21 protein-coding genes are annotated in these 21,066 nt (G+C 57.5%); 9 read left to right on the forward strand and 12 right to left on the reverse strand.

Going from position 1 to position 21,066, the window contains the following annotated elements; all coding sequences use genetic code 11:
• Positions 1-6: 6 nt before the first annotated feature.
• The 3 genes from AAC599_RS17060 to AAC599_RS17070 form a co-directional block, all read right to left on the reverse strand.
• On the reverse strand, positions 7-1,041 hold the full coding sequence (locus AAC599_RS17060; RefSeq protein WP_340151612.1) for an ABC transporter substrate-binding protein: 1,035 nt from the start codon (positions 1,039-1,041) through the stop codon (positions 7-9).
• A gap of 91 nt (positions 1,042-1,132) precedes the next feature.
• A complete protein-coding gene (nagA, locus tag AAC599_RS17065) occupies positions 1,133-2,266 on the reverse strand; it encodes an N-acetylglucosamine-6-phosphate deacetylase (RefSeq protein ID WP_340151613.1) in 1,134 nt (377 codons plus the stop codon).
• The gene (locus AAC599_RS17070) at positions 2,263-3,174 is read right to left on the reverse strand and encodes a BadF/BadG/BcrA/BcrD ATPase family protein (protein WP_340151614.1); all 912 of its coding nucleotides are present in this window, start codon (positions 3,172-3,174) and stop codon (positions 2,263-2,265) included. The genes nagA and AAC599_RS17070 overlap by 4 nt, the downstream gene beginning before the upstream one ends.
• A 107-nt stretch (positions 3,175-3,281) precedes the next feature.
• Here AAC599_RS17070 and AAC599_RS17075 point away from each other — a divergent pair, with 107 nt between their 5' ends.
• On the forward strand, positions 3,282-3,488 hold the full coding sequence (locus AAC599_RS17075) for a hypothetical protein (RefSeq protein WP_340151615.1): 207 nt from the start codon (positions 3,282-3,284) through the stop codon (positions 3,486-3,488).
• 97 nt (positions 3,489-3,585) lie between these two features.
• Positions 3,586-4,533 carry a bile acid:sodium symporter family protein gene (locus tag AAC599_RS17080; RefSeq protein ID WP_340151616.1) on the forward strand — a complete coding sequence of 316 codons (948 nt, stop codon included), beginning with the start codon at positions 3,586-3,588 and terminating at the stop codon, positions 4,531-4,533.
• Here AAC599_RS17080 and AAC599_RS17085 read toward each other — a convergent pair.
• The 6 genes from AAC599_RS17085 to AAC599_RS17110 all read right to left on the reverse strand — a co-directional run bounded on the left by AAC599_RS17085 (position 4,518) and on the right by AAC599_RS17110 (position 8,910).
• Entirely contained in the window at positions 4,518-6,092 is a 1,575-nt protein-coding gene (locus AAC599_RS17085) for a sulfatase-like hydrolase/transferase (protein WP_340151617.1), read from the reverse strand. The two genes, AAC599_RS17080 and AAC599_RS17085, sit on opposite strands and share 16 nt — an antisense overlap.
• Positions 6,093-6,137: 45 nt before the next feature.
• On the reverse strand, positions 6,138-6,521 hold the full coding sequence (locus AAC599_RS17090) for a DUF427 domain-containing protein (RefSeq protein ID WP_340151618.1): 384 nt from the start codon (positions 6,519-6,521) through the stop codon (positions 6,138-6,140).
• Between the two features lie 78 nt (positions 6,522-6,599).
• Positions 6,600-7,298 carry an RluA family pseudouridine synthase gene (locus AAC599_RS17095; protein WP_340151619.1) on the reverse strand — a complete coding sequence of 233 codons (699 nt, stop codon included), beginning with the start codon at positions 7,296-7,298 and terminating at the stop codon, positions 6,600-6,602.
• Complete coding sequence (locus tag AAC599_RS17100) at positions 7,291-7,611, reverse strand: SMR family transporter (protein ID WP_340151620.1); 321 nt, start codon at positions 7,609-7,611, stop codon at positions 7,291-7,293. The genes AAC599_RS17095 and AAC599_RS17100 overlap by 8 nt, the downstream gene beginning before the upstream one ends.
• Before the next feature lie 116 nt (positions 7,612-7,727).
• Positions 7,728-8,411 (reverse strand): GNAT family N-acetyltransferase, encoded by a 684-nt coding sequence (locus AAC599_RS17105; protein WP_340151621.1) that lies wholly within the window; start codon positions 8,409-8,411, stop codon positions 7,728-7,730.
• Positions 8,404-8,910, reverse strand: a complete 507-nt coding sequence (locus tag AAC599_RS17110) for a MarR family transcriptional regulator (RefSeq protein ID WP_340151622.1) — start codon at positions 8,908-8,910, stop codon at positions 8,404-8,406. The genes AAC599_RS17105 and AAC599_RS17110 overlap by 8 nt, the downstream gene beginning before the upstream one ends.
• 166 nt (positions 8,911-9,076) lie before the next feature.
• Between AAC599_RS17110 and AAC599_RS17115 the strand changes: the two genes are divergently transcribed.
• Together AAC599_RS17115 and AAC599_RS17120 are read left to right on the forward strand one after the other, a co-directional pair.
• On the forward strand, positions 9,077-9,409 hold the full coding sequence (locus tag AAC599_RS17115; protein ID WP_340151623.1) for a metalloregulator ArsR/SmtB family transcription factor: 333 nt from the start codon (positions 9,077-9,079) through the stop codon (positions 9,407-9,409).
• Positions 9,410-9,417: 8 nt separating this feature from the next.
• A complete protein-coding gene (locus AAC599_RS17120; protein WP_340151624.1) occupies positions 9,418-9,879 on the forward strand; it encodes an SRPBCC domain-containing protein in 462 nt (153 codons plus the stop codon).
• A gap of 18 nt (positions 9,880-9,897) precedes the next feature.
• Here AAC599_RS17120 and AAC599_RS17125 read toward each other — a convergent pair whose 3' ends face one another.
• The 3 genes from AAC599_RS17125 to AAC599_RS17135 form a co-directional block, all read right to left on the reverse strand.
• Positions 9,898-11,040, reverse strand: coding sequence for an acyl-CoA dehydrogenase family protein (locus tag AAC599_RS17125; protein WP_340151625.1), 1,143 nt, complete (start codon positions 11,038-11,040; stop codon positions 9,898-9,900).
• Between the two features lie 198 nt (positions 11,041-11,238).
• On the reverse strand, positions 11,239-12,396 hold the full coding sequence (locus AAC599_RS17130; RefSeq protein ID WP_340151626.1) for a hypothetical protein: 1,158 nt from the start codon (positions 12,394-12,396) through the stop codon (positions 11,239-11,241).
• 193 nt (positions 12,397-12,589) lie between these two features.
• Positions 12,590-13,660: a hypothetical protein gene (locus tag AAC599_RS17135; protein WP_340151627.1), complete on the reverse strand. Its 1,071-nt coding sequence runs from the start codon at positions 13,658-13,660 to the stop codon at positions 12,590-12,592.
• 729 nt (positions 13,661-14,389) lie between these two features.
• Between AAC599_RS17135 and AAC599_RS17140 the strand changes: the two genes are divergently transcribed.
• The 5 genes from AAC599_RS17140 (at position 14,390) to AAC599_RS17160 (ending at position 20,949) form a co-directional block, all read left to right on the forward strand.
• Complete coding sequence (locus AAC599_RS17140) at positions 14,390-16,066, forward strand: ABC transporter substrate-binding protein (protein ID WP_340151628.1); 1,677 nt, start codon at positions 14,390-14,392, stop codon at positions 16,064-16,066.
• A gap of 79 nt (positions 16,067-16,145) precedes the next feature.
• Positions 16,146-17,078: an ABC transporter permease gene (locus tag AAC599_RS17145; protein ID WP_340151629.1), complete on the forward strand. Its 933-nt coding sequence runs from the start codon at positions 16,146-16,148 to the stop codon at positions 17,076-17,078.
• Between the two features lie 14 nt (positions 17,079-17,092).
• Positions 17,093-17,977 carry an ABC transporter permease gene (locus AAC599_RS17150; RefSeq protein WP_340151630.1) on the forward strand — a complete coding sequence of 295 codons (885 nt, stop codon included), beginning with the start codon at positions 17,093-17,095 and terminating at the stop codon, positions 17,975-17,977.
• 10 nt (positions 17,978-17,987) lie between these two features.
• Positions 17,988-20,081 (forward strand): ABC transporter ATP-binding protein, encoded by a 2,094-nt coding sequence (locus AAC599_RS17155; RefSeq protein WP_340151631.1) that lies wholly within the window; start codon positions 17,988-17,990, stop codon positions 20,079-20,081.
• A 97-nt stretch (positions 20,082-20,178) separates the two neighbouring features.
• Positions 20,179-20,949 carry a hypothetical protein gene (locus AAC599_RS17160; RefSeq protein WP_340151632.1) on the forward strand — a complete coding sequence of 257 codons (771 nt, stop codon included), beginning with the start codon at positions 20,179-20,181 and terminating at the stop codon, positions 20,947-20,949.
• Positions 20,950-21,066: the final 117 nt, after the last annotated feature.

Genomic DNA, 21,066 nt, shown 5'->3' on the forward strand with positions numbered 1-21,066 from the left:
TCTCGCTTAGAAGGTCTCGACGTAATCGGTGTTGACCAGCGTCTCGATCGTGATGTCTTCCTTGACCAGCCCTTCCGCCTTGAACCAGTCAAGCTGGTCCTGCACGTTGGTGAGGTTGAGCGCGGCATTCTTGTTGACGCGCATCGCCCCGTTCTTGATCGACGGGGCCGCCTTTTCAAGCGGGCGGTCCGTGTAGACATATTTATGGATCAGCTCGACCATCGCCGCGGCGCCATCTTCGCCCTCGGTGTTGTCGACAAGGGCGGCGTTGAAGTCATCGGCGCCCTTGGAGAAGGCGGCAAGGAACCGCTTCACGAGGTCGGGCTTGTTCTCGGCATTCTCGGTCGAGGTGAAGACCGTCGTGACCTGATAATCCGGGATATAGTCGGCGACCATGCCGATCTGCATGATCTCGGGACCGGCGGAGATTGCCTTGGCGATATGCGGCACGATGGACCAGCTGTCGACCTGACCGGATTTGAGCGCGCCGATGATCGCGCCGACCTTCTGCAGCGGCACGAGCTTCATGTCGGCGGTCGAAAACCCTTCTTTTTCAGCAATTTTGGACGCCATATAATGGAAGGAGGAACCGGCCTGGGTAATGCCGAAGCTCCGGCCCTTGAGCATGGCCGGACTGGTCACGCCGTCATCATAGGCGGCCTTGGAGACAAGGATGATCTGCCCGTCGATGCCGGGTTCCTCCTGCAGCGCGCCGCCGATCACTTTAATCGCGCCTTTCTCGGCGAGATTGATCAACCCGCCGGAAATCGCCGTGATGCCGAAATCCACGTCCCCGGAGGCAATGGCAACGGCCATCGGCTGCGCGGCCTGGAAGAATTTAAACTCGACCTCCAGCCCTTCATCGGTGAAATAGCCCTTCTCATAGGCGACGAAGCTCGGCGCGTGGGAGGTGAAGCGGAGCGCGCCGACCGTGATCTTGTCGGCGGCGAAGCTGCTCACCGCGCCGCCGGTGACGGCCATCAGCGCCGCAAGGCCGCCCAGAACCGTTTTATGCAATGACCGTCTTGTAATCGAAATCATGGAAATATCCTCCCGTTGGGCCAGAAATGTTTGTTCTTTGCTGGCATGATTTTTACGGGCTGCGATAGCCCCCGTCAAACAAATAACGGCGCTATTCGCGGCCCGCGATCCAGCATCTTTTAACGTCCATATTACCATCCAGCAGGACGAGATCGGCAGCAAGGCCCGGCGCAATCGTTCCGCGCTGTTCTGCCTGCTTCAGGAAGGCCGCGGGAACGCTGCTCGCCATATGGATCGCGGTGATGAGCGGCTGATCCAGCAGGGTGACGGCATTGCGGACCGCCGCCGCCATATCGAGGGCGGAACCGGCAAGCGTGCCCTCCACCGTCGTCAGCCGTCCTTCCGTGAGGTGAATTTCTTGCTCATCGAGGCGGAATTCTGTCCTCTCCGTGCCGACGGTGGCCATCGCATCGGTCACCAGCATCATGCGGTCCGCTCCCTTGGCGGCAATCGCGGCCTTCAATGTTGCCGGGTGTACATGATGCCCGTCATTGATGAAGCCGCAGTAGCATTCCCTGGAATTAAACGCCGCCCCGATCAGGCCCGGCGCGCGGCTCTCCATCGGCGGCATGGCGTTATAAAGATGGGTGACGCCGGAAAGTCCCGCGTCAATCGCCGCCGTCATCTCCTCATAGCTTGCCATGCTGTGCCCGGCGGAGACGATAACGCCCGCGTCGACCAGCCGCTCAATGCGCGCGGTTTGGGTTTTCTCCGGGGCGAGGGTGACGACAACGGTGCCGAGATCGCCGGCACCCGCAAGCGCGATAAACTGATCCTCCAGCTCGCGTATATGTGCCGCGTTATGAACGCCCTTGCGCGCGCTGTTAAGATAGGGACCTTCGAAATGGATGCCCGCGATCCCCGGCATATTGGCGGCCCGCGCCTCGCGGATCAGCGCCGCCACCTCCTGCATCCGCTGCCATGAGGTGGTGATCAGGGTCGGGAGCAGGGCGGTCGTGCCGAAGGTCCGATGCGCGCTGACTATCCGTTCAAGATCGGCAAGCTCCGTCGCGTCATTCAAGAGGACACCACCGCCGCCGTTCACCTGCACATCGATAAAGCCGGGGAGGAGATAGCCGCCGCCGAGATCCTGCCGCTGATAGCCATCGGGGATGTCCGTCTCGGGCCAGATTCCCTTGATCGTCTCGCCATCGATCAGCAGGGCCTGCCCCGTCTGCCAGTCCTCCCCCTGCAGCAGGCGGGCATTCACAAGCGCTTTTTTCATTGCCGCCCCTTGCCCGATTTGTTGATCAGTCCTGTGCGGTTGTTGATCAGGCGGAGCGCCCCGTCAAATACATCGCCCTTCGCCGTCACGAAACAACTCTGGTGGCTGTCATCAAGCCAGGGCCGGATCGGGTCGGCAAGACCACCGACATGGCGGATGCCGCTGACGCCGCGCTTGATGAGGGCGCGGATAAGCTGTTCCACTTCCCCTGCGATCTCCTTGACCAGATAGACGGCAACCTCATCCTCCCGCGCCGCATAATCAAAGGCGAGGGCGGCAAGCGTCGCGTAATCAGCGGGCCGGGCCGTCAGCGACCAGCTTGAGACCTCCGCCGGCGTGCCGCCGAGCTTGTCCATAATCTCCTCGCAGAAGGGGGAGGGCGGCAGAATCTCGTCATAGGCCTGAAGCGCGCGGCGCACCGACAGATGGCCAAGGCGGGCGCCGGACCCCTGATCCGAGACACCGAAGCCCCAGCCGCCGATATAGTATTTATCCGCGCCCACCGAGGCAAAGGCGCAGGAGCCGGTGCCCGTGATCAACAGACCGCCATCGCCGCCCGCAAAGGCGCCAAGCTGGGCAACGAAGGCGTCCGTCTCCGCCGTCATCGAGGCGAAGGGATGGGGGATATGGGTAAACTCCTCACGCAAGGTCGGCTCGATCAGTCCGGCCATGGCGAAACCGGCATGCAGGCGGGAGAGGGGGATCGTCACCCCCTCAAGGGTGCCGAGCGCCTCGCGGGTGGCGCGGAAAATCTCGCTCAGCGCCGCATCAAGACCAAGCGCGGCGTTGGACGGCCCCCCAAACCCCTCGGCCAGCCGGTTGCCATCCTCGTCATAGAGCCGGACGCGGCAATGGCTGCCGCCGCAGTCCGCCGCCAGATAGACCGGCGTTTCATCGGATTTCGTCATAACAGGCCGCTGATCCCGCGCATGAGAATATTACTGTCTTTCTTGTCCCCGATCCGGGCCGGGGTTCGGGATACTATCCCTCCAATCGGGCCCGCAGACAAGCGGCAATGCCGTCAGCGGGAAATAATTATAAAACGCAAGTTGCAGTTGTCGGGTGCAATTCCCCGGGCCTTCTGCTCGGACAGCTGCTGAACAAACAGGGGACCAGCAACATCATTCTCCATCATGTCTGCTCCGACCATGTCCTCGGTTGCATCCGCACCGATTTCACCGCCGAGCAGTATGTCGGATTGCCGGATGAAGAAGCCGGATAGACTGGACGCACCCCCACCAAATCCTGCATCGAACGGATTGCTATCCGCAGATCGATCGCCTATGCTTTGCCAGCCCTGACATCAACTTTCGGAGCCTATGGTCATAAGCAGGATTTCGTTTCTTTTTCCCTTGCTGGCGGTGGTCACCGCGATCGTAGCTTATGTCTGGCCCGAAGTCTTCGCGCCATATCGCGGCGGAATTGTCCCCTTGCTTGTCATCATCATGTTCTCAATGGGACTGACTCTGAAGCCAGAGGATTTTCGCCGCGTTCTGACCCGCCCAAAAAGTATCGGCCTCGGCATGCTCCTGCAATATGGCATCATGCCGCTCGCGGCTTTTGTCATCGGATATGCGCTGGACATGCCAGGTGAATTGATTGCCGGTATGGTGCTGCTCGGGGCCAGTCCCGGAGGCACGGCTTCCAACGTCATGGCCTTCCTCGCGAGGGCCGATGTCGCCCTGTCGGTAAGCATGACGATCGTCTCGACCCTGCTTGCCGTGCTGGCGACGCCGGCTTTGACCTGGCTTCTGATTGGCCGAACCGTTCCTGTCGATGCCAGCGGCATGCTGTTCAGCCTTGCTCAGATCGTGCTCCTGCCGATCGCCCTCGGCGTCCTGATCAACCGGTATTTCGAACGATTTCTGGCACCGGTGAAGGTGGCGCTACCGGCAATTGCCTGTGCGGCGATTCTTGTCGGCATCGCCATTGTCGTCGCCCTGAACCGCGACAGCCTGGCAACGGCGGGTCTGATGATCCTCGTTGCCGTGATTCTGCACAACGGCTGCGGCCTTGTCTGCGGATTCTGGATACCGCGGCTGCTGGGGTTCGACCAGAAAACCTGCCGCACCCTTTCGTTTGAGGTCGGGATGCAGAATTCCGGCCTCAGCGTTGCGCTCGCGGTGATCTATTTCTCGCCGCTTTCCGCCTTGCCGGGCGCGCTCTTCAGCATATGGCATATCGTCTCCGGCGCTTTACTGGCCGGCTTTTGGAGCGCTCGGAGAAATGCGGAAGAAGTGCCGGAAAGCCCTTACCATTCCCCATAGATGATGCCGCGCACCTTGGCGTTATCGGTCTTTTTCTCGATATCCTCCAAGGCAACGGTGGTGCGGTTGCGCCGCTGGCGCAGCCAGGCATTCAGCGCCTCTTCCATCTGGGTGCGGATTTCCGCATGCAGATTGCTGGTGCCGAGGTCGATCAGCTCGTTCGGGTCCTTCACCAGATCGAAAAGCTGCGGGCGGAAATTGTCATAGGAGATATATTTCCAGCGCTCCGTGCGCAGCATATAGCCGCGGGTTTCATCCGGCTTGAGCTTGAGGGCGAGCCGCGCCCCGCGCCAGGCATAGTCCACCTCGCTCACCACCATGTCGCGCCATTCCGACGGGTTGCCGCCCTTCAGCAGCGGCAGGAAGGATTTCCCCTCCAGTACATGGGATTTCGGCGTGCCGCCCAGAGCCTCGACAAAGGTCGGGATCAGGTCGATCGCCTCGGTCAGCGCATTGATCTGGCTGCCGCGGGTGCGGTTGCATTCATCGCCCGGATGCCGGACGATGAGCGGGATGCGCACGCTTTCCTCGTGAAAGAGTTCCTTCTCGCCAAGCCAGTGATCGCCAAGATAATCGCCATGGTCGCTGGTCAGCACGATCAGCGTATCCTCGCACCGTCCTTCCTTCTCAAGGAAGGCCATCAGGCGGCCGATATTATCGTCAATCTCCGTGATCAGCCCCATATAGGCGGGGATGACATGGCGGCGCTTTTCCTCATCGGAGAAATTGCGGCTTTCCTCATGGCCCATGAAGGCCTCGACCACCGGATGCGGGTCCTGCCGTTCCTTCTCGCCGCGATTGGCGACGATCACGTCCGCCTCTGAATACATATTGTGATAGGGGGCGGGCACGATATAGGGCCAGTGCGGCTTGATATAGCTGAGATGCAGGCACCAGGGCGTCTCGCCAAGATCGGAAATCTTCGCAATCGCCCGGTCCGTCATATAGGCGGTTTCCGAATGCTCCGGCTTCACCCGGGCGGGCAGATGCGCATTGCGGAGCAGCCAGCCGCTCGCCACCTCGCCGTTCTCATCAAGGCCGGAATTGGCGTATGTATGCCACGGATTATCCCCCTCATAGCCCTGCTCGCGGAGATATACATTATAGGCGAGGTTGGGATCGGTGCCGCTATCGGGATGCAGGCCGTCGTCGCGCTCCCACGGCTCGAACCCGCATTCAGCGGCGCGGGTCCCCTCGATCGTCTCGCGGCTGAGGCCGAGGCGTTTCATCCCCTCCTGATCCGCCGCCATATGGGTCTTGCCGATCAGCCCGGTGGTCACGCCGAGATCGCGCATATGATCGCCGAGGGTCTGTTCCCCGACGCGGAGCGGGACGCCGTTATAGGTCGCGCCATGGGACTGCACATAGCGCCCCGTATAGAAAGACATGCGCGACGAGCCGCAGACCGGCGCCTGACAATAGGCATGGGTAAAGACGGCGCCGTCATTGGCGAGCGCGTCGATATGCGGGGTGTTGATCGTCGGATGACCGGTGCAGCGGAGATAGTCCGCGCGCAGCTGGTCACACATGATGAAAAGGATATTCCGGACCTGACCCATGACTGACGGCTCTTTTCTTGTTTTTGTTGAAATACGGCGGACAGCCTAGTTCAGCGGATCGTCCAGCCGGTCGGTATAAAAGGCGAGATAGCCCTTGATGTCCAGCATTTCACGGAACGGCTCCTCATAGGACCAGGCGATATTCTTCTCGCGCCCGAAATTCCAGTAGCTGGCAATGCCCTTATAGGGACAATAGGTGTCCTTCTCGGTCATCGTCGCCTGATCGAGGCGGACATCCTCGGGCGGGAAATAGACGACAGGCGGATAGGTGCCTTCCTTCAAGAGGATGACCTTGCTGCTTTTTGCAATGACGTCCCCCTGAAGCATCGCGACATATTCCCGCGCCGGACGCTCAAGGATGATTTTATAGGCCGGGTTCTTGGCGAAACCGGGGGCGGGGTCGGCTGCGGTGGCGGTTTCCGTTTCCATATGTCATCTCCCTCTTTCTCAAGATGTCGGGACAATACAGCAGTATGACCGAGGGGGGCAGGATTTCAAGGCTGTTTTTCAGGAGGCGTCCGGGGCAGTTGGCCCGGTGAGCGGAGAGGGTGCCGTCAGCCTCATCTCCGCCCCCGTCTCCGGATGATGAAAAACAAGCCGCTCGGCATGCAGCTGCAAGCGCGGGGCGCGGGCGAATGCCTCGTTTGTTGCATAGATCCGGTCGCCCAGGATCGGATGACCGATGGCGGCGCAATGCAGGCGGAGCTGATGCGTCCGCCCGGTTTCGGGGGTAAGCGCGAGCAGGCTGGCATCCTTTGAGCTTTCCAGCAATTGCCAGCGGGTGAGGGAGGGTTTGCCGCCCTCGGCATCAATCTTCTGTTTCGGCCGGTTCGGCCAGTCCACGGCGAGCGGCAGGTCGATCTCGCCAGCCTCCGCCACCATCACACCCTGCACCCAGGCGAGATAGCGCTTTTCAACGTCGCGGGCGGCGAACATCTTGCTTAAGCGCCGGTGCATCTCCGCCCCCTTGCCGAACAGCAGGAGGCCGGAGGTGTCCATATCGAGGCGGTGCACCGTCCGCGCGTTGCGATCCTGCGCCTTCGCCCGCGCTTCGGCGCAATCCGCGAGATCCCCGCCGCGACCCGGCACCGAGAGCAGCCCGCTCGGCTTGTTGAGGGCCAGCAGATACTCATCCTCATAGACGATATCTTCCGGCCGCACCGGTGGCGGGCTGTAGGGTCCGGGCGGTTGCAGGAGACTAGCCATTGCTGGAAAGCTGCATCAGGACGAGGCCGGAGACGATCAGCAGCGCCGCCGCCGTCCGCATCGGGGTGATCAGTTCCCCCAGCACGAAGATGCCGACCAAGAACGCGCCGATCGCGCCGATCCCGGTCCAGACCATATAGCTGGTGCCGAGGGGGAGGGACCGCATGGCTAGGGCGAGCAATCCGAAACTTGCGGTCATGGTCACAAGGGTGATGATACTGGGCGTCAGGCGTGAAAAACCTGCGGATTGCTTCATTGAATAGGCCCAAACAATTTCAAGAAGTCCCGCCGCAACGAGATAAAACCAGGCCATTTCCTGTCTCCTCATAATGGCCGGGTCGTCCCGGAAAAAATCCAGCGGAAAGGGTCGTCCCTCTTGCCCCCTAGATAATATAGAGGGCGAGAAAGGGCAAGAGGGCGGCGCAAAATTCAGGCCTTCTCCAGCATCACCGCATTGACCCGCGCCCGCGTCCGGAAACCCAGGTTCTCATAGACCCGGATGGCGCGGGTGTTGGTGGCGAACACCTGCAGATATGGATGCTCCCCGCGCGCGAGAATTTGCTCCGCGACATGAACGCAGAGCTCATGGGCGAGGCCGCGTCCGAGATGATCGGGATGGGTGCAGACGCCGCTGATCTCCGCAAAACCCTTGTGGCGGAAACGCTCCCCGGCCATGGCGATAAGCTTGCCGCCTTCCTTGACCCCCCAGAAATCGCCGAGCAGGCGGGTATCCATAAGATACGGCCCGGGCTTTGTCAGCATGGCAAGGTCATACATTTCTTTCGCGTCCGCCGCGCCGAGCCGCTCGATCCGATGGGCCTTCACCTTGGGTGCGTTCAGCGTTTCCAGCAGCATCTGGCATCCTTCGCCGGTCATGGCGGATTGGATACCATCGGGCAGCACCACCGGCGCCACCTGGATCAGGAAAAGGTTGCCGTCCGGCGGCACAAGCCGGGCGAGGGCGTCTAAACTTTCCGCGCTCTCATCCTTCTGTCCTGCGAAGATGCTGATAGTCTCCTTAAAGCGCCGGGCGGCGCCGTCGCCGGTGGCAAAGCGGGCATGCAGGGTGGTCAGGCTGTTCCAGATCGGCCGGTCGAGGATATGCTCAGTCATTGACCGTCTCCTTCCTTGGCGCCGTCTCCCGCATGCGGCGGTAGAGGGATTTATAGGCGAGCGCTGTCTCCAGCCGGTCAAGCTCGTCGAGCAGTGGCGTGGTGTCCTCTCCGCAGATATCGGCGAGGCTGCGGTCAATCACCTGCCACAGGTCGCGCTTGCCGCGATCGACCATGGCCTGACCCGCCGGGGCGAGGGTAACGACCTTGGTGCGCTGGTCCTTCTCGCCGCGCTCCACCGTCACGACGCCCTGTTTCACAAGCTGGCCGACACTCCGGGTGATGCCGGGCTGACTGACACCAAGGGCCTCCGCAAGCTCGCCGACGGTCAGCGGCCCGAACTCGTCAAGCGCCGCGATCAGCGGATACTGCCCGGTCTGGATGGCGACACTCTCGCTGTCGAGAAGTTGCTGGACATCCGCCTGCAACATATCGCCGATGCGTTTCAGCCGTGTACCGAGGGTGAGATACCCCTTATGGCGGACAAAATCTTCAACCATGATGCCTCCCGCTGTTATTTACATAACAAGATATATAACATGTTATGTTTAAATCAAGGTGAAAATAAACTGCCGGATGAAAAGGGATGAAAATTGATGGATTAAAAAGTTAGGGAAAAACCTAACTGATCTTGACAGGGCTACGAAAAAGATATTAGTTAGCCTTATGCCTAACTATGACGATCATATCGATAACATCTTCCGCACGCTTGCCGATCCAACGCGGCGGGCCGTGGTCGATCGCCTGTGCGAGGGGCCGGCAACGGTCGCGGAACTGGCGACACCCTTTCAGATGGCGCTGCCGTCCTTCTTGCAGCACCTCTCCATACTGGAGAAGGGCAACATCATTACCAGCAAGAAGGTCGGGCGCGTGCGGACCTGTTATCTCCGGCCGGACGCATTCAAGATGATCGAGGAGTGGCTCTCCGACCGCCGCACCCTGTGGGAGAAACGTCTCGACGCCCTCGAAAATTACCTCGACAACCAACAGCTAAGCTAGGGAAACAAATGACAGAACTACCAATTGCCCATCATGATACCATTTCCGTCAGCCGCGTCCTGAAAGCGGCGCCCGCGCGCGTGTTTGCCGCCTGGACGGATACGGAATCCCGCAAGAAATGGGAACCCACGCCCGAAGGAATGGAGATGGTCTATGAAAATTTCGATTTTCGCGCCGGCGGTGTCGAGCATAGCGAAATGCGACAGGACGGCGCCATCGTCGCCGCCTTTGAGATCCGCTATCTCGATGTCCTTGAGGAACAGCGGATCATTTCTACGGTTATGGTCAGCGTGGGCGGGGCGGTTATGTCCTGTTCCCTGCATACGATCGAATTCCGGCCGGAGGGCAGCGGCACTCTTCTTATCTGTCACGAACAGGCGGCCTGGTTCGGCGGCATGAATATGCGCAAAGAACATGAAGGCGGCTGGGCGCTCATGCTCGACCGGTTCACTGAGGTTGTTGACGGTTGATCCTGCCGGGCCGTGCGATCAGTCCGCGAGAAGATCGCGGCTGATGATCTCTTTCATGATCTCGGTCGTGCCACCGGCGATGCGGGCCATGCGGTTGTCGGCCCAGGCGCGGCAGACCGGATATTCCCACATATAGCCGTAACCGCCATGCAGCTGCACACAGTCATCGAGAACCTCCCAGAGGATCTCCGTCGATTGCATCTTCGCCATGGCGGCGGTGACCGCATCGAGTTCGCCCTTCAGATGCGCGGCGACGCAGCGATCGACAAAGGCGCGCATCATCACCGCCTTGGCCTTGATCTCGGCCAGCTTGAAGCGGGTATTCTGGAAATCGGCGACGCTCTGGCCGAAGGCCTTGCGCTCTTTCGTGTATTCAACGGTCCAGTCGAGCGCGGTCTCGATGCTAGTGGCGGAGCGCACGGCGATCACGAGCCGTTCCTGCGGCAGCATCTGCATGAGCTGCCTGAAGCCGCGCCCCTCTTCCCCGAGGAGGTTGGATTTCGGTACCCGGACATCGTTGAAGAAGAGCTCCGACGTATCCTGCGCCTTGTATCCGGCTTTCTCGAGGTTGCGGCCGCGGGAAAAGCCCTCGCGATCCCCTTCGACCAGCACGAGGGAAACACCCTTGCCGCCCGCGGCCGGGTCCGTCTTGCAGGCGAGCACCACGAGATCGGCAATCTGTCCGTTGCTGATAAAGACCTTCTGGCCGTTGATGACATAGTCATCGCCATCGGCAATGGCCGTGGTGCGGATATTCTGAAGATCGGACCCCGCGCCGGGCTCCGTCATGCCGACGGCAACGATAACCTCGCCCTTCACCAGCTTTGGCAGCCAATGCTTTTTCTGTTCTTCCGTGCCGTAATGGATGAGATAGGGCGCGACAATCTCCGAATGCAGATGGAAGGAGGGGCCGCTGGTTCCGGCGCGCGCCAGCTCCTCCAGGAAGATCGCGCCGAACAGGAAATCGCCACCAACGCCGCCATATTCTTCCGGCACCGATGTACAGAGGAAACCGGCTTCTCCGGCTTCCAGCCAGACCTCGCGGCTGACCTGCCCGTCCTTTTCCCACTGGGCATGGAAGGGGACGATCCGCTCCTCGACAAAGCGGCGGGCGGAGGCCCGGAAAAGCTCATGTTCTTCACTGAAAAGTTCGCGCTGCATAACGGCTCCATCTTGTTCTTGTTGTTTTTTCAAGCGTGTTGAGCCTGTTATACCGGCTCGCTTTGATAATGTAAATTCACGGCGTCACAGGCTTGCTGGCGATAGGCATTTTTTGGATAAGAACGAAATAAACTGAAAGCCCGGCAGATGCCGGGCTGTTCGTTTTTGTAAATATGAGTGTCGATACAGCCGGATCACTTATTCCAAATCATCCATCTTGCTCATGTCCTGCTTTTCGAGCGTCACTAACGGTTCGATTTTTACGCCAATGTCACTTTCGTCATCATCTTTGAACTGGATATAGTCCGCATAGTCATCAAGAGAGGCCAGTTCGTCCATCATTTTATTCCGCTTTTTCACCATATTCTGCTTTTTGTCGGACGCAATTAACTTATCAATGTAACTCATGACTTCCGCAAGGGCTTCTTTCTGCTTATTCTCAAGCTCTTCGCTAACGCCAGTTCTATCCTGCTCGATCAGCATTTCGGCATGGTCCGTACAGATTTCCAGATATTCATTGACGCCCGTTTCATTCGCCGGGTTGATCCGTGTGCCGCTTTTGTCGGTCGGATTGCCAAATTCATCTCTATAGCCCAATATTCGGTAGGGCCGGGCTGCAGTTGGATCTCCACCGGGCCTGTAGAGAACCCAGTCACCCAAGAATTCATTTATGTAAAGGTAGGCATCCTGCACATTTTCCTTAGGATTGCGCTGCACTGAGGGCGTCCGGAAAGTGTATTTGGGAAGGCCTTTCATGCCAGTGTGAGTATAAAAATTTGGCGCGATTATGTAGCGATTGAGCTTGTTGGCGAGATCCTGCAGCAGGTGCCTCTGGTGAGTCTTGCTGAATACTGCCGGGGCACAGGTTGCTATTCTGAGGTGACGCCCCTCGATCATCACTTTTGCCGCCTCGCCGGATATCTCAGTCGCTTTTTTCTCGCCAACCTTTTTTTTGAGATCGTCAATATTCCCGTTGAAAATATCAACGATATCATCAACGGACATAGGATTAACCACGACGTTCTTCTTTTCGATTTCCGGTCCGTCTTCATAATGTTCTTCGCTGTAGAACATTAATACATTCAGCAGGTCATAATCATTTGGCAATGGTTTCAAAGGATATAGGGGATCCAGATAATAACTGCCAAGCGCGATGCTATGACCACATATATCCAGCCATTTGTCTCGCTCATCCACATTGCTGTTGTAGAGATGGGCACTGTCCTCCGGCACTCTTTTGCTGAAGGCGACGATTGAAAACGGCTTTGCCGCTGTAAACCTCAGGAAAGCCGGCGCAATAGTGCCAGCCTTATTTAAAGATTGTTTCTTCATATAACTTAGTAAAAAAGCTTTCATCTTAAAATCCTTCTTTTGAATATTTTGATAAAATAAAATTAAGCGAAGCCAAGGGTACCAATACCCGATTTACTCATTTCCCAAATCAGGGAATTATGTCGTGGTCATTTTTCAGAGTGCACTGTAAATTTGCAAAAAATCCCTTCAGCGAGGTCGCACCGACCCGCACGGATTGGACAGATTTTGCGCCGGATTACTTGTCAGTGTTTTTTGTGGACTGATCTTTTTCCTTCGGCGTTTCCTTTGCCGCGGATTTCTCATCCTTCTCAGGCATGTCATCATCGTCCGGGTCAGCCACGACCTTGATTTCCAGGTTATCCGGATCGGGCGCGATTACGTAATCGGACTCAAACAGACCACCAAAGCTGCTGACGATCTTGTTCATTTTCGCCTTCTTTTCCTCTTCCTGATCCTGCGCGATAAGCTCTTCTGCGTGATCCGTGCAGACATTCAGCCATAGTTCGGGCCAATCCGGTTCCGAGTATGCTTTATTGACGACCATTCCTGTTTTTGTCACTTGCTCGTTCGCGGAGTTCCGGTAGCCCAAAACCCTGTATGGCTTGTCGGCAAACGGGTCGCCACCGGGCTTGAACAACACCCAGTCCCCGAAATAGGGGGCAACGTACAGATCCCCCTTTTGCTTGTCAGGATTTGGGAGAAACTGCTTTTCTTTTACATAGGTATTGTGGGTCGCCCCCATAATATAGACACCAAGCCGGTTCGCGAGTTCCTGCAGGAGATACTTTCCGTGCTCTTTGCTGTAAGTAGCGGCCGCGCATGTTCCAAACCGGATATTCTTGCCCAGTAACTTCGCCGCCGCGACTTCCGGTTTAATCTCCGAAATTTTTTCGGCGCCGATCTTTTTTTCCAGATCGTCATAGTTTTCGTTGAACATGTCCATGATGTCGTCGACCGACATCGGGTGCAGTACTTCCGGCTGTTTATCCAGAACTTTATCCCCTTCATTATCGGCCTTATCAAGGAAAACGAGTACGCTGCACAAGTCGACATCGTCCGGGTATGGAAACAATTTTTCTATATCTTCAACATTGCCGGTTTTGGCGGAATGTCCGTAGATATCCAGCCACCCCTTACGATCGGGCGTGCGGCTGTCGAGCAGGCGGAAATTCTCCGGCTCAAAATTCTTGCTATGGGCAATGATGGAAAATGGCTTCACAAAATCTGCCCGGTAAAACTGGAGCGGATTAATCCGCGGTGTTTTACCCAAACGTTTCGAAAAATAGTTCAATAAAAATGCTTTCATTATTTTATATCCAATTAAAAATTTAAATATTTATTATATAAAATTAAATATTATTGAGATAATTAATTTCAATTATTTATTTAGATAAAATATAAATAGAAAATTACTATCTAAATATTTTAGAAAGCCTCATATTTTCAGGCATGAGGCCGCCCGGTGACTCGCCGCTTTTTTTATGAATGCCGGTCTATCCTGTCCGGCGGCATTTGACTTCGCGTCTTCTCCTCTTATCCTTCAGGAAGGGAGAAGGTACGGAGGCGGTCTTCTTCCGGAGCATGTTTGCGAAGGGAGCGCAGCGGCCGGATGCCGCAAAATTTAACTAAATTGAAATAAACAAACATGGAATTCCGGATTTTCCATGATCGGAATTATGCAACGAAAAAACATGCCTAGTACCGGCAGCCATAATTAAGTATCAGAAAATATTTTGGATTTGTTATATATTTTATTTACTTGGATATATTTGCCTTCAGTGAATTTATACTATGATTATTCAGGTATATAATATTTTTCTCCATTCTCATTGACGACACGGCCGGAGTTTCACTATGCTTAAGACTAAAGAAGGACAAAATAGTTGAAATTGCGGCATTATTTGAATTCGGCAGGAAAAATATGGTCGTAAAATGAACAAAAAGGCCGCTGAAAAAATGCGAAAATCAACCGAGTGAGACAAGTTTTGGCAAGTAAACAAGATGCGATAAAACAACGGATAGGGAGTTACCCAAGATGACAGGCAAGAAAATGGATCATGAAGCGCCGGGGCGCGTTCATCCCAAAATCAAGGACGTAACCGAACAGTTCAAGAATGGCAAGATGGACCGCCGCGAGTTTCTCAGAACCTCGACATTGCTGGGCCTCTCCGCCGCGGCGGCATACTCAATCGTCGGAGTTGCCGACCCGACTCTGGAGGCAAAAGCGGCCGAACCAAAAAAGGGCGGTATCCTCAAATGCTCCATGCCGGTTCAGGAAATGGCCGATCCGGCAACCTACTCATGGAACGAAAAATCCAACATTGCCCGCCAGATTATTGAATATCTGACGATCACCGGTCCGGATAACGTGACGCGCCCGTATCTTGCGGAAAGCTGGACCGCCTCGGACGATCTCAAGACCTGGACCTTCAAGCTGCGCCAGGGCGTGAAATGGCATAACGGCGATGACTTCAACGCCGATGACGTTGTGTTCAATATTACCCGCTGGCTCGATCCGGCGGTCGGCTCCTCCAACATCGGCCTGTTTGCCTCCATGGTGACGACTGAAGGGGAAGGGGAGAACGCCAAGAAATCCATGACACCAGGTGCGGTTGAAAAGGTCGATGACCATACGGTTCGCCTCAACCTCAACAACGCGGTTCTCTCCATTCCAGAGAATTTCTACAATTATCCAACCGCCATCGTGCATCGCGGTTTCAAGGGCGACCTGTCGAAAGAGCCGAACGGCACCGGACCGTTTACTCTGACGGAATTCGTGGTTGGCGAGAAAGCTATCCTCCGCCGGGTGGACCAGCCCTATTGGGACGGTGAAGTCTACCTCGACGGCATTGATTACTACGATCACGGCGCCGCCTCCGCCGCACAGCTTGCGGCCGTTGCCTCCAACCAGGTGGACATGAACTATGAGTTCGATATCGCCTCCCTCGGCATGGCGCAATCCATTCCGGGCTTCACCATTTACGACGTCCGGACCGCGCAAACCGGTGTGATGCGGTTCCGCACGGACAAGAAGCCGTTTGACGACATTCGGGTGCGTCAGGCGATCATGCTCTGTTGCGATCCGGAGAAATATAACGAGCTGGTCTTTGGCGGGCGCGGCGATGTTGGCGAACATCATCATGTCGCTCCCATACACCCTGAGTATTATGGACTTAACCGGATGGAGCCGGATATCGAGAAAGCGAAGCTCCTGCTGGCCGAAGCAGGTTATGACGACGGACTTGAAATCACGATTGACCTTGGCAACACCAACGGCCCCTGGCAGCAGCAGGTATGCGAAATCCTGAAAGAACAGCTCGCGCCTGCAGGCATCACTCTGAACCTCAACCTGATGCCGGCCTCCAAATATTGGGAAACCTGGCAGACGGCGCCATTTGGCTTTACTGCCTGGACCCATCGTCCGCTTGGCACCATGGTCTTGAGCCTGGCTTATCGTGCGGGCGTTCCATGGAACGAAACGGCCTATGATAATCCGGAATTCGAGGCGGCCCTGGACAAGGCGGAAGCTATCGTCGATGCGGAGAAACGCAAAGAGGCCATGAAGACGGTGGAGGAAATCCTTCAGCGCGATGCGATTATCGTGCAGCCCGTCTGGCAACCGAAAATGTTCCTTGCCAATAACAAGGTCAAGAACCTCAAGGCCCATCCGACGCAATATCACCAGTTCTTTAAAGTCTGGATTGACAGCTAATCAGGGAACTATTGATAAGGGCGATCACTTCGCCCTTATCTTTTTTTAGCGACATTTTTGCCCCGGGGGGAGCAATTTCATGCTGATACTGGCATTCCGTCGATTTATCTCCATGGCCCTGATTATGGTCATCGTCTCCTTTACCCTTTTTGCCATATTCGAAACCGACAAGCTGGCGGTTGCCGGCAAGGTGCTCGGGCCCTATTCAAGCACGGAACAGCGCGAACTCTGGCTTGAAAATAACGGCTATAACGAACCGTTCCTGGAGCGTTATATCACATGGGTGGGGAACGCCCTTGTTGGCGATTTCGGCGATTCCATCCAGTTCAAGGTACCGGTCTCCGAAATCCTGTGGCCGCGTCTTGGCAATACCGCCATTCTCGCGGGGCTCTATATGGCCTTCATGATCCCGCTCTCACTCACCCTCGGGGTCATCGCCGGCATGAAGGAAGGATCGTTGCAGGACCGGGTGGTTTCGGTGGGATCGGTGCTGACGACATCTGTTCCGGAATTTGCCTCGGCCACTTTCTTTACCGCTATATTCGTCTTCTGGCTGGGGTGGCTTCCCGGCACCTCGGCGATGACCAGTGGGTTCAGCTGGGCCGAGATATTCCTGCCCGTCTTCGTGCTGGTGATGTATGGCTTCGGCTATACCGCCCGCATGACCCGCGCCTCCATGGCGGAGGTGATGACCTCCCACTATATCCGGACGGCGGTCCTGAAAGGCATTCCGTACCGGCGGGTGATCATGAAGCATGCGCTCCGTAACGCGCTGATTGCGCCCTTCACGGTGATCATTCTGCAGCTCAACTGGCTGCTCTCCGGCGTGATCGTGGTCGAGGTCTTCTTCGCCTATAAGGGCTTCGGGAAGCTGCTGCTCGACGGCGCCCTGTTCGGCGACATCTATGTGATCGAGGCCTGTACCCTGGTCGCGGTGTTCGTCGCCGTGTTCTCGCAATTCATCTCGGATATCGGCTATACGCTGCTTAATCCGCGGATCCGGTTTACATAAGGGAGGGCGTTGATATGACGGCAGAAATTCAATCAAACGACACGTCGCCCTCCGCGCTCGGCAAGATGGTCAAGTCCATCAGCCTCCTGCGGGAAAGCCCGATCGCTATCTTCGGCCTCTCGCTGATCCTGTTCTGGGTGATCCTCGCCATCCTCGCGCCGGTCTTGCCGCTCTACGATCCGAATGCGCCGCTGGAGCCGTTCAAGATGCCGCTGTCGGAGGCGCGGGACGGCGGCCTCTACTGGCTTGGCACCGACCATAAGGGGCGGGATATTCTCTCGCGCGTTATCTTTGGTGCGCAGCAGGTTCTGGTCTGGGCGACAACGGCGACGGTGGTCGCCTATATCGTCGGCATGTTCATGGGCGTTGTCGCGGGGTATCTCGGCGGCTGGTATGACGAGGTGATCTCCTTCATCTCCAACGTGCTGCTCTCCTTCCCGGTGATCGTGCTCTATATCATCATCATCACCTATCTCGGCGCCACGGGCTTCAACATCGTGCTCGCCGTAACCTTCGCCTCGGCGCCCGGCATCATGCGTATCGTGCGCGGGCTGGTGCTCGATCTCCGAACGCGGGACTATATTTTCGCTGCCCAGACGCGGGGCGAAAGCTCGATGTATATCATGCTGGTGGAACTGCTGCCGAATGCCCGCGGGCCGCTCATCGTCGATGCCTGCCTGCGCCTTGGCTATACCACCATCACCATCGCCATGCTCGGCTATCTCGGCCTCGGGCTGCCGCCACCCGATCCGGACTGGGGCAAGATGATTGCGGAAACCCAGCCTTTGGGAAGTTTCGCAGGGCATATGGCGGTTGTGCCGGCCGCGGCCATCTCGTCGCTGGTGCTCGGCTTCAACCTGCTGGCCGACGGTCTGCGTGAAATATCGATGAAGGATTAGGAGAGTTGTAATGGAACAGACACCCATTCTGGAATGCCGCAATCTCTGCATCTCCTACGATACGCGCGGCGGGGAAATCCCGGCGGTCATCGACTTCAACATCAAGGTGATGCCGGGGCAGGGCGTCGGCATCGTCGGAGAGAGCGGCTGCGGCAAGTCCACGGTCGCGCTTGCCGTCATGCAGTATCTCGGCTCCAACGGCTATATCAAGAGCGGGGAAATCCTCTTCCATGGCCGCGATATGCGTACCATGTCGGAGGATGAATTGCGGGCGCTCCGCGGCTCCAAGATCGCCATGATCTATCAGGAACCGATGGCCTCCCTCAACCCGTCCATGAAGATCGGGGACCAGCTCGCCGAAGTGCCGCTCTTTCATGAGGATGTCACCGTGACGGAAGCCAAGGAACGCGCCCTGGCCCTGCTGGAGGCGGTGAAGCTCCCCGATCCGAAACGGATCATGGACAGCTATCCGCATCAGATTTCCGGCGGTCAGCAACAGCGCGTGGTAATCGCCATGGCGCTCTTGTCCAAGCCGGACCTCCTGCTGCTGGACGAGCCGACGACTGCGCTTGATGTGACGGTGGAACGCGGCATTGTCGAGCTGGTGAAGGAAATCTCGGCCGAATTCGGCACGGCGATGATCTATATCTCCCATAACCTCGGGCTGATCCTGGATACCTGTGACCGGGTGACCGTCATGTATTCCGGCGAGGCGGTGGAGGACGGCACCGTGCATGAGGTCTTCGACGACATGAAGCACCCCTATACGAGCGGCCTGTTCGCCTCGATCCCGCTGCCCGGCGCCGACAAGAACGAGCGCCCGCTGGTGCCCATTCCGGGCCAGCTGCCGCTGCCGCATCAGCGCCCCAAGGGGTGTTTCTTCGGGCCGCGCTGCGCTTTCTTCACCGAGGGTGTCTGCAATACGGACAAGATCGACATGCGCCCCGTCCCGAATGAGGAGCGGCATATGGTCCGCTGCGCCCGGTTCGAGGAGATTGACTGGGCCGAGGGCGATCATCAGGCGGTCTCCGTCAAGTCCGTAAAATCGGGCAAGGTCGTGCTCGAGGTCCGGAATATGAAGAAATATTACGAGATCAAATCGAGTTCCGTCATTGCCATGATCCGCGGCGATGCGGTGAAGACCGTGAAAGCGAACGAGGATATCAACTTCGATGCGCGCGAGGCGGAAACCGTCGCCATTGTCGGCGAGAGCGGCTGCGGCAAGTCGACCTTCGCCAAGGTCCTGATGGGGCTGGAGGAAGCAACGGCGGGGGAGGTAATCCTCAACGGGGAGGACCTCGCCAATGTCACTGTGCAAAAACGCAAGGCGCAGACCGTCGGTCATCTGCAGATGGTGTTCCAGAACCCGTTCGACACCCTCAATCCGTCCCATTCCGTCGGCAGCCAGATTGCCCGCGTGATCCGCAAGTTCGGTGTCGAGAAGGATCCGGAAAAGGTCCGCGCCAAGGTCAATGACCTGCTCGATCTGGTGAAACTGCCGCGCGACTTCGCCCACCGGCGGCCGCGCCAGCTTTCCGGCGGCCAGAAACAGCGCATCGGCATCGCCCGCGCCTTCGCCGGCAATCCGGCGGTGGTGGTCGCGGATGAGCCGGTCTCGGCCCTTGACGTCTCGGTCCAGGCGGCGGTGACGGGGCTGCTCACGGAAATCCAGAACGAGCTCCGCTCAACGCTGCTGTTCATCAGTCATGATTTGAGCGTCGTCCGCTATCTCTCTGATCGCGTTGTGGTTATGTATCTTGGCCATATCGTGGAGCAGGGGACGACGGATGAGGTGTTCTCGCCGCCCTATCACCCCTATACGGAGGCGCTTTTATCCGCCGTGCCGATTGCCGACACCTCGGTCGAGCAGAAGCAGATCATCCTGGAGGGCGATATCCCCTCGGCGGTCAATCCGCCACCGGGCTGCCCGTTCCAGACCCGCTGTCCGCGCAAGATCGGCAGCATCTGCGAGACCGAAATGCCGCCGCTGAAGGAGTTTCAGGAGGGCCACCGGATCCTCTGCCATCTCGATGATGATGTGTTTGAGAGCATGGAGCCGGTTATCGTCATGCATGAGGACGGCAAGGTTGCCGCGGTCACCTAGGCGCGCGGATAAAAAATCGTGCGAAATTAACGGTTTATTTATCCTGTTTTCCTAATCTCGGGCGCAGACCCATTTTGGCGAGCCCCGAGACAGGACCATGACACCGGCAACCCAGCATTTCTCGCATTATGTCGTGCAGACGCTTTTCGATACGAAATGGCGCAGTTTCGACCGCTATGACGACGAAAATCCCGCGCAGGAGATTTCGCGCAGGCTGATCGGCGAATGGGGCGCCGCGCGTGTCCGCATCCTCGGCGGCTATTTCTCGCCCGAGAAGGACCGCAATGTCTATCACCGCGTGGATATCCGCGAGGCCCCGCGCTTACGCGAAACCCGCCTGTTCAAGAACACCAAGTTCGCGCTTGGCAGCATGGCCCTCGGCGGTGTGATGCTGGCGCTCTTTCTGACTGTCTACAGCCTTGTCACTCCCTATGCCTCGATGGCCGATGACGGGAAAGGACCGGGGCTGGCGTTAAACAAACGACCGACCCCGATCGCTCCCATTGTCAAGCCCGTCAATTTGCGTGCACGCTTTACTGAGGTCATCAATGTCCCGTACGGGCGTGTGCGGGACTATGATACCGTGCCCCTCCGCCTTCGCGGACCCTGGAGCACGGCTTGCAATACAGACGGAGGGGCAATTGTCCTCGGCGCGCAGGATCTGTCGCACAATGTGGAGGGAGACGCCCGAACACCGCTGACTTCCGTCTGGCAGACCGGCCAGCGCTACGGCCTGGTCCAGATTGACGGCTCTATCCGTATGATGGACCTGATTTCTGCGGATCGTATGCAGATAATCGGCACCATGAGCCGTCTCGGCGAATTCTCCGCCGATACTTCCGGGGCCATCCTGAAACGCTGCCTCTGAAGGAGGACTCTGGCAAGCTGCACGCAATGGCAGGCTCGCCGCTCCCCGCTTTTATAGGGCCAATCTCACCCCGGACAGCGCCGCCCGGCTTACCGGACCGCAAATACCCGTAACAGA

Source organism: uncultured Sneathiella sp. (assembly GCF_963976355.1).
Lineage (GTDB): Bacteria > Pseudomonadota > Alphaproteobacteria > Sneathiellales > Sneathiellaceae > Sneathiella.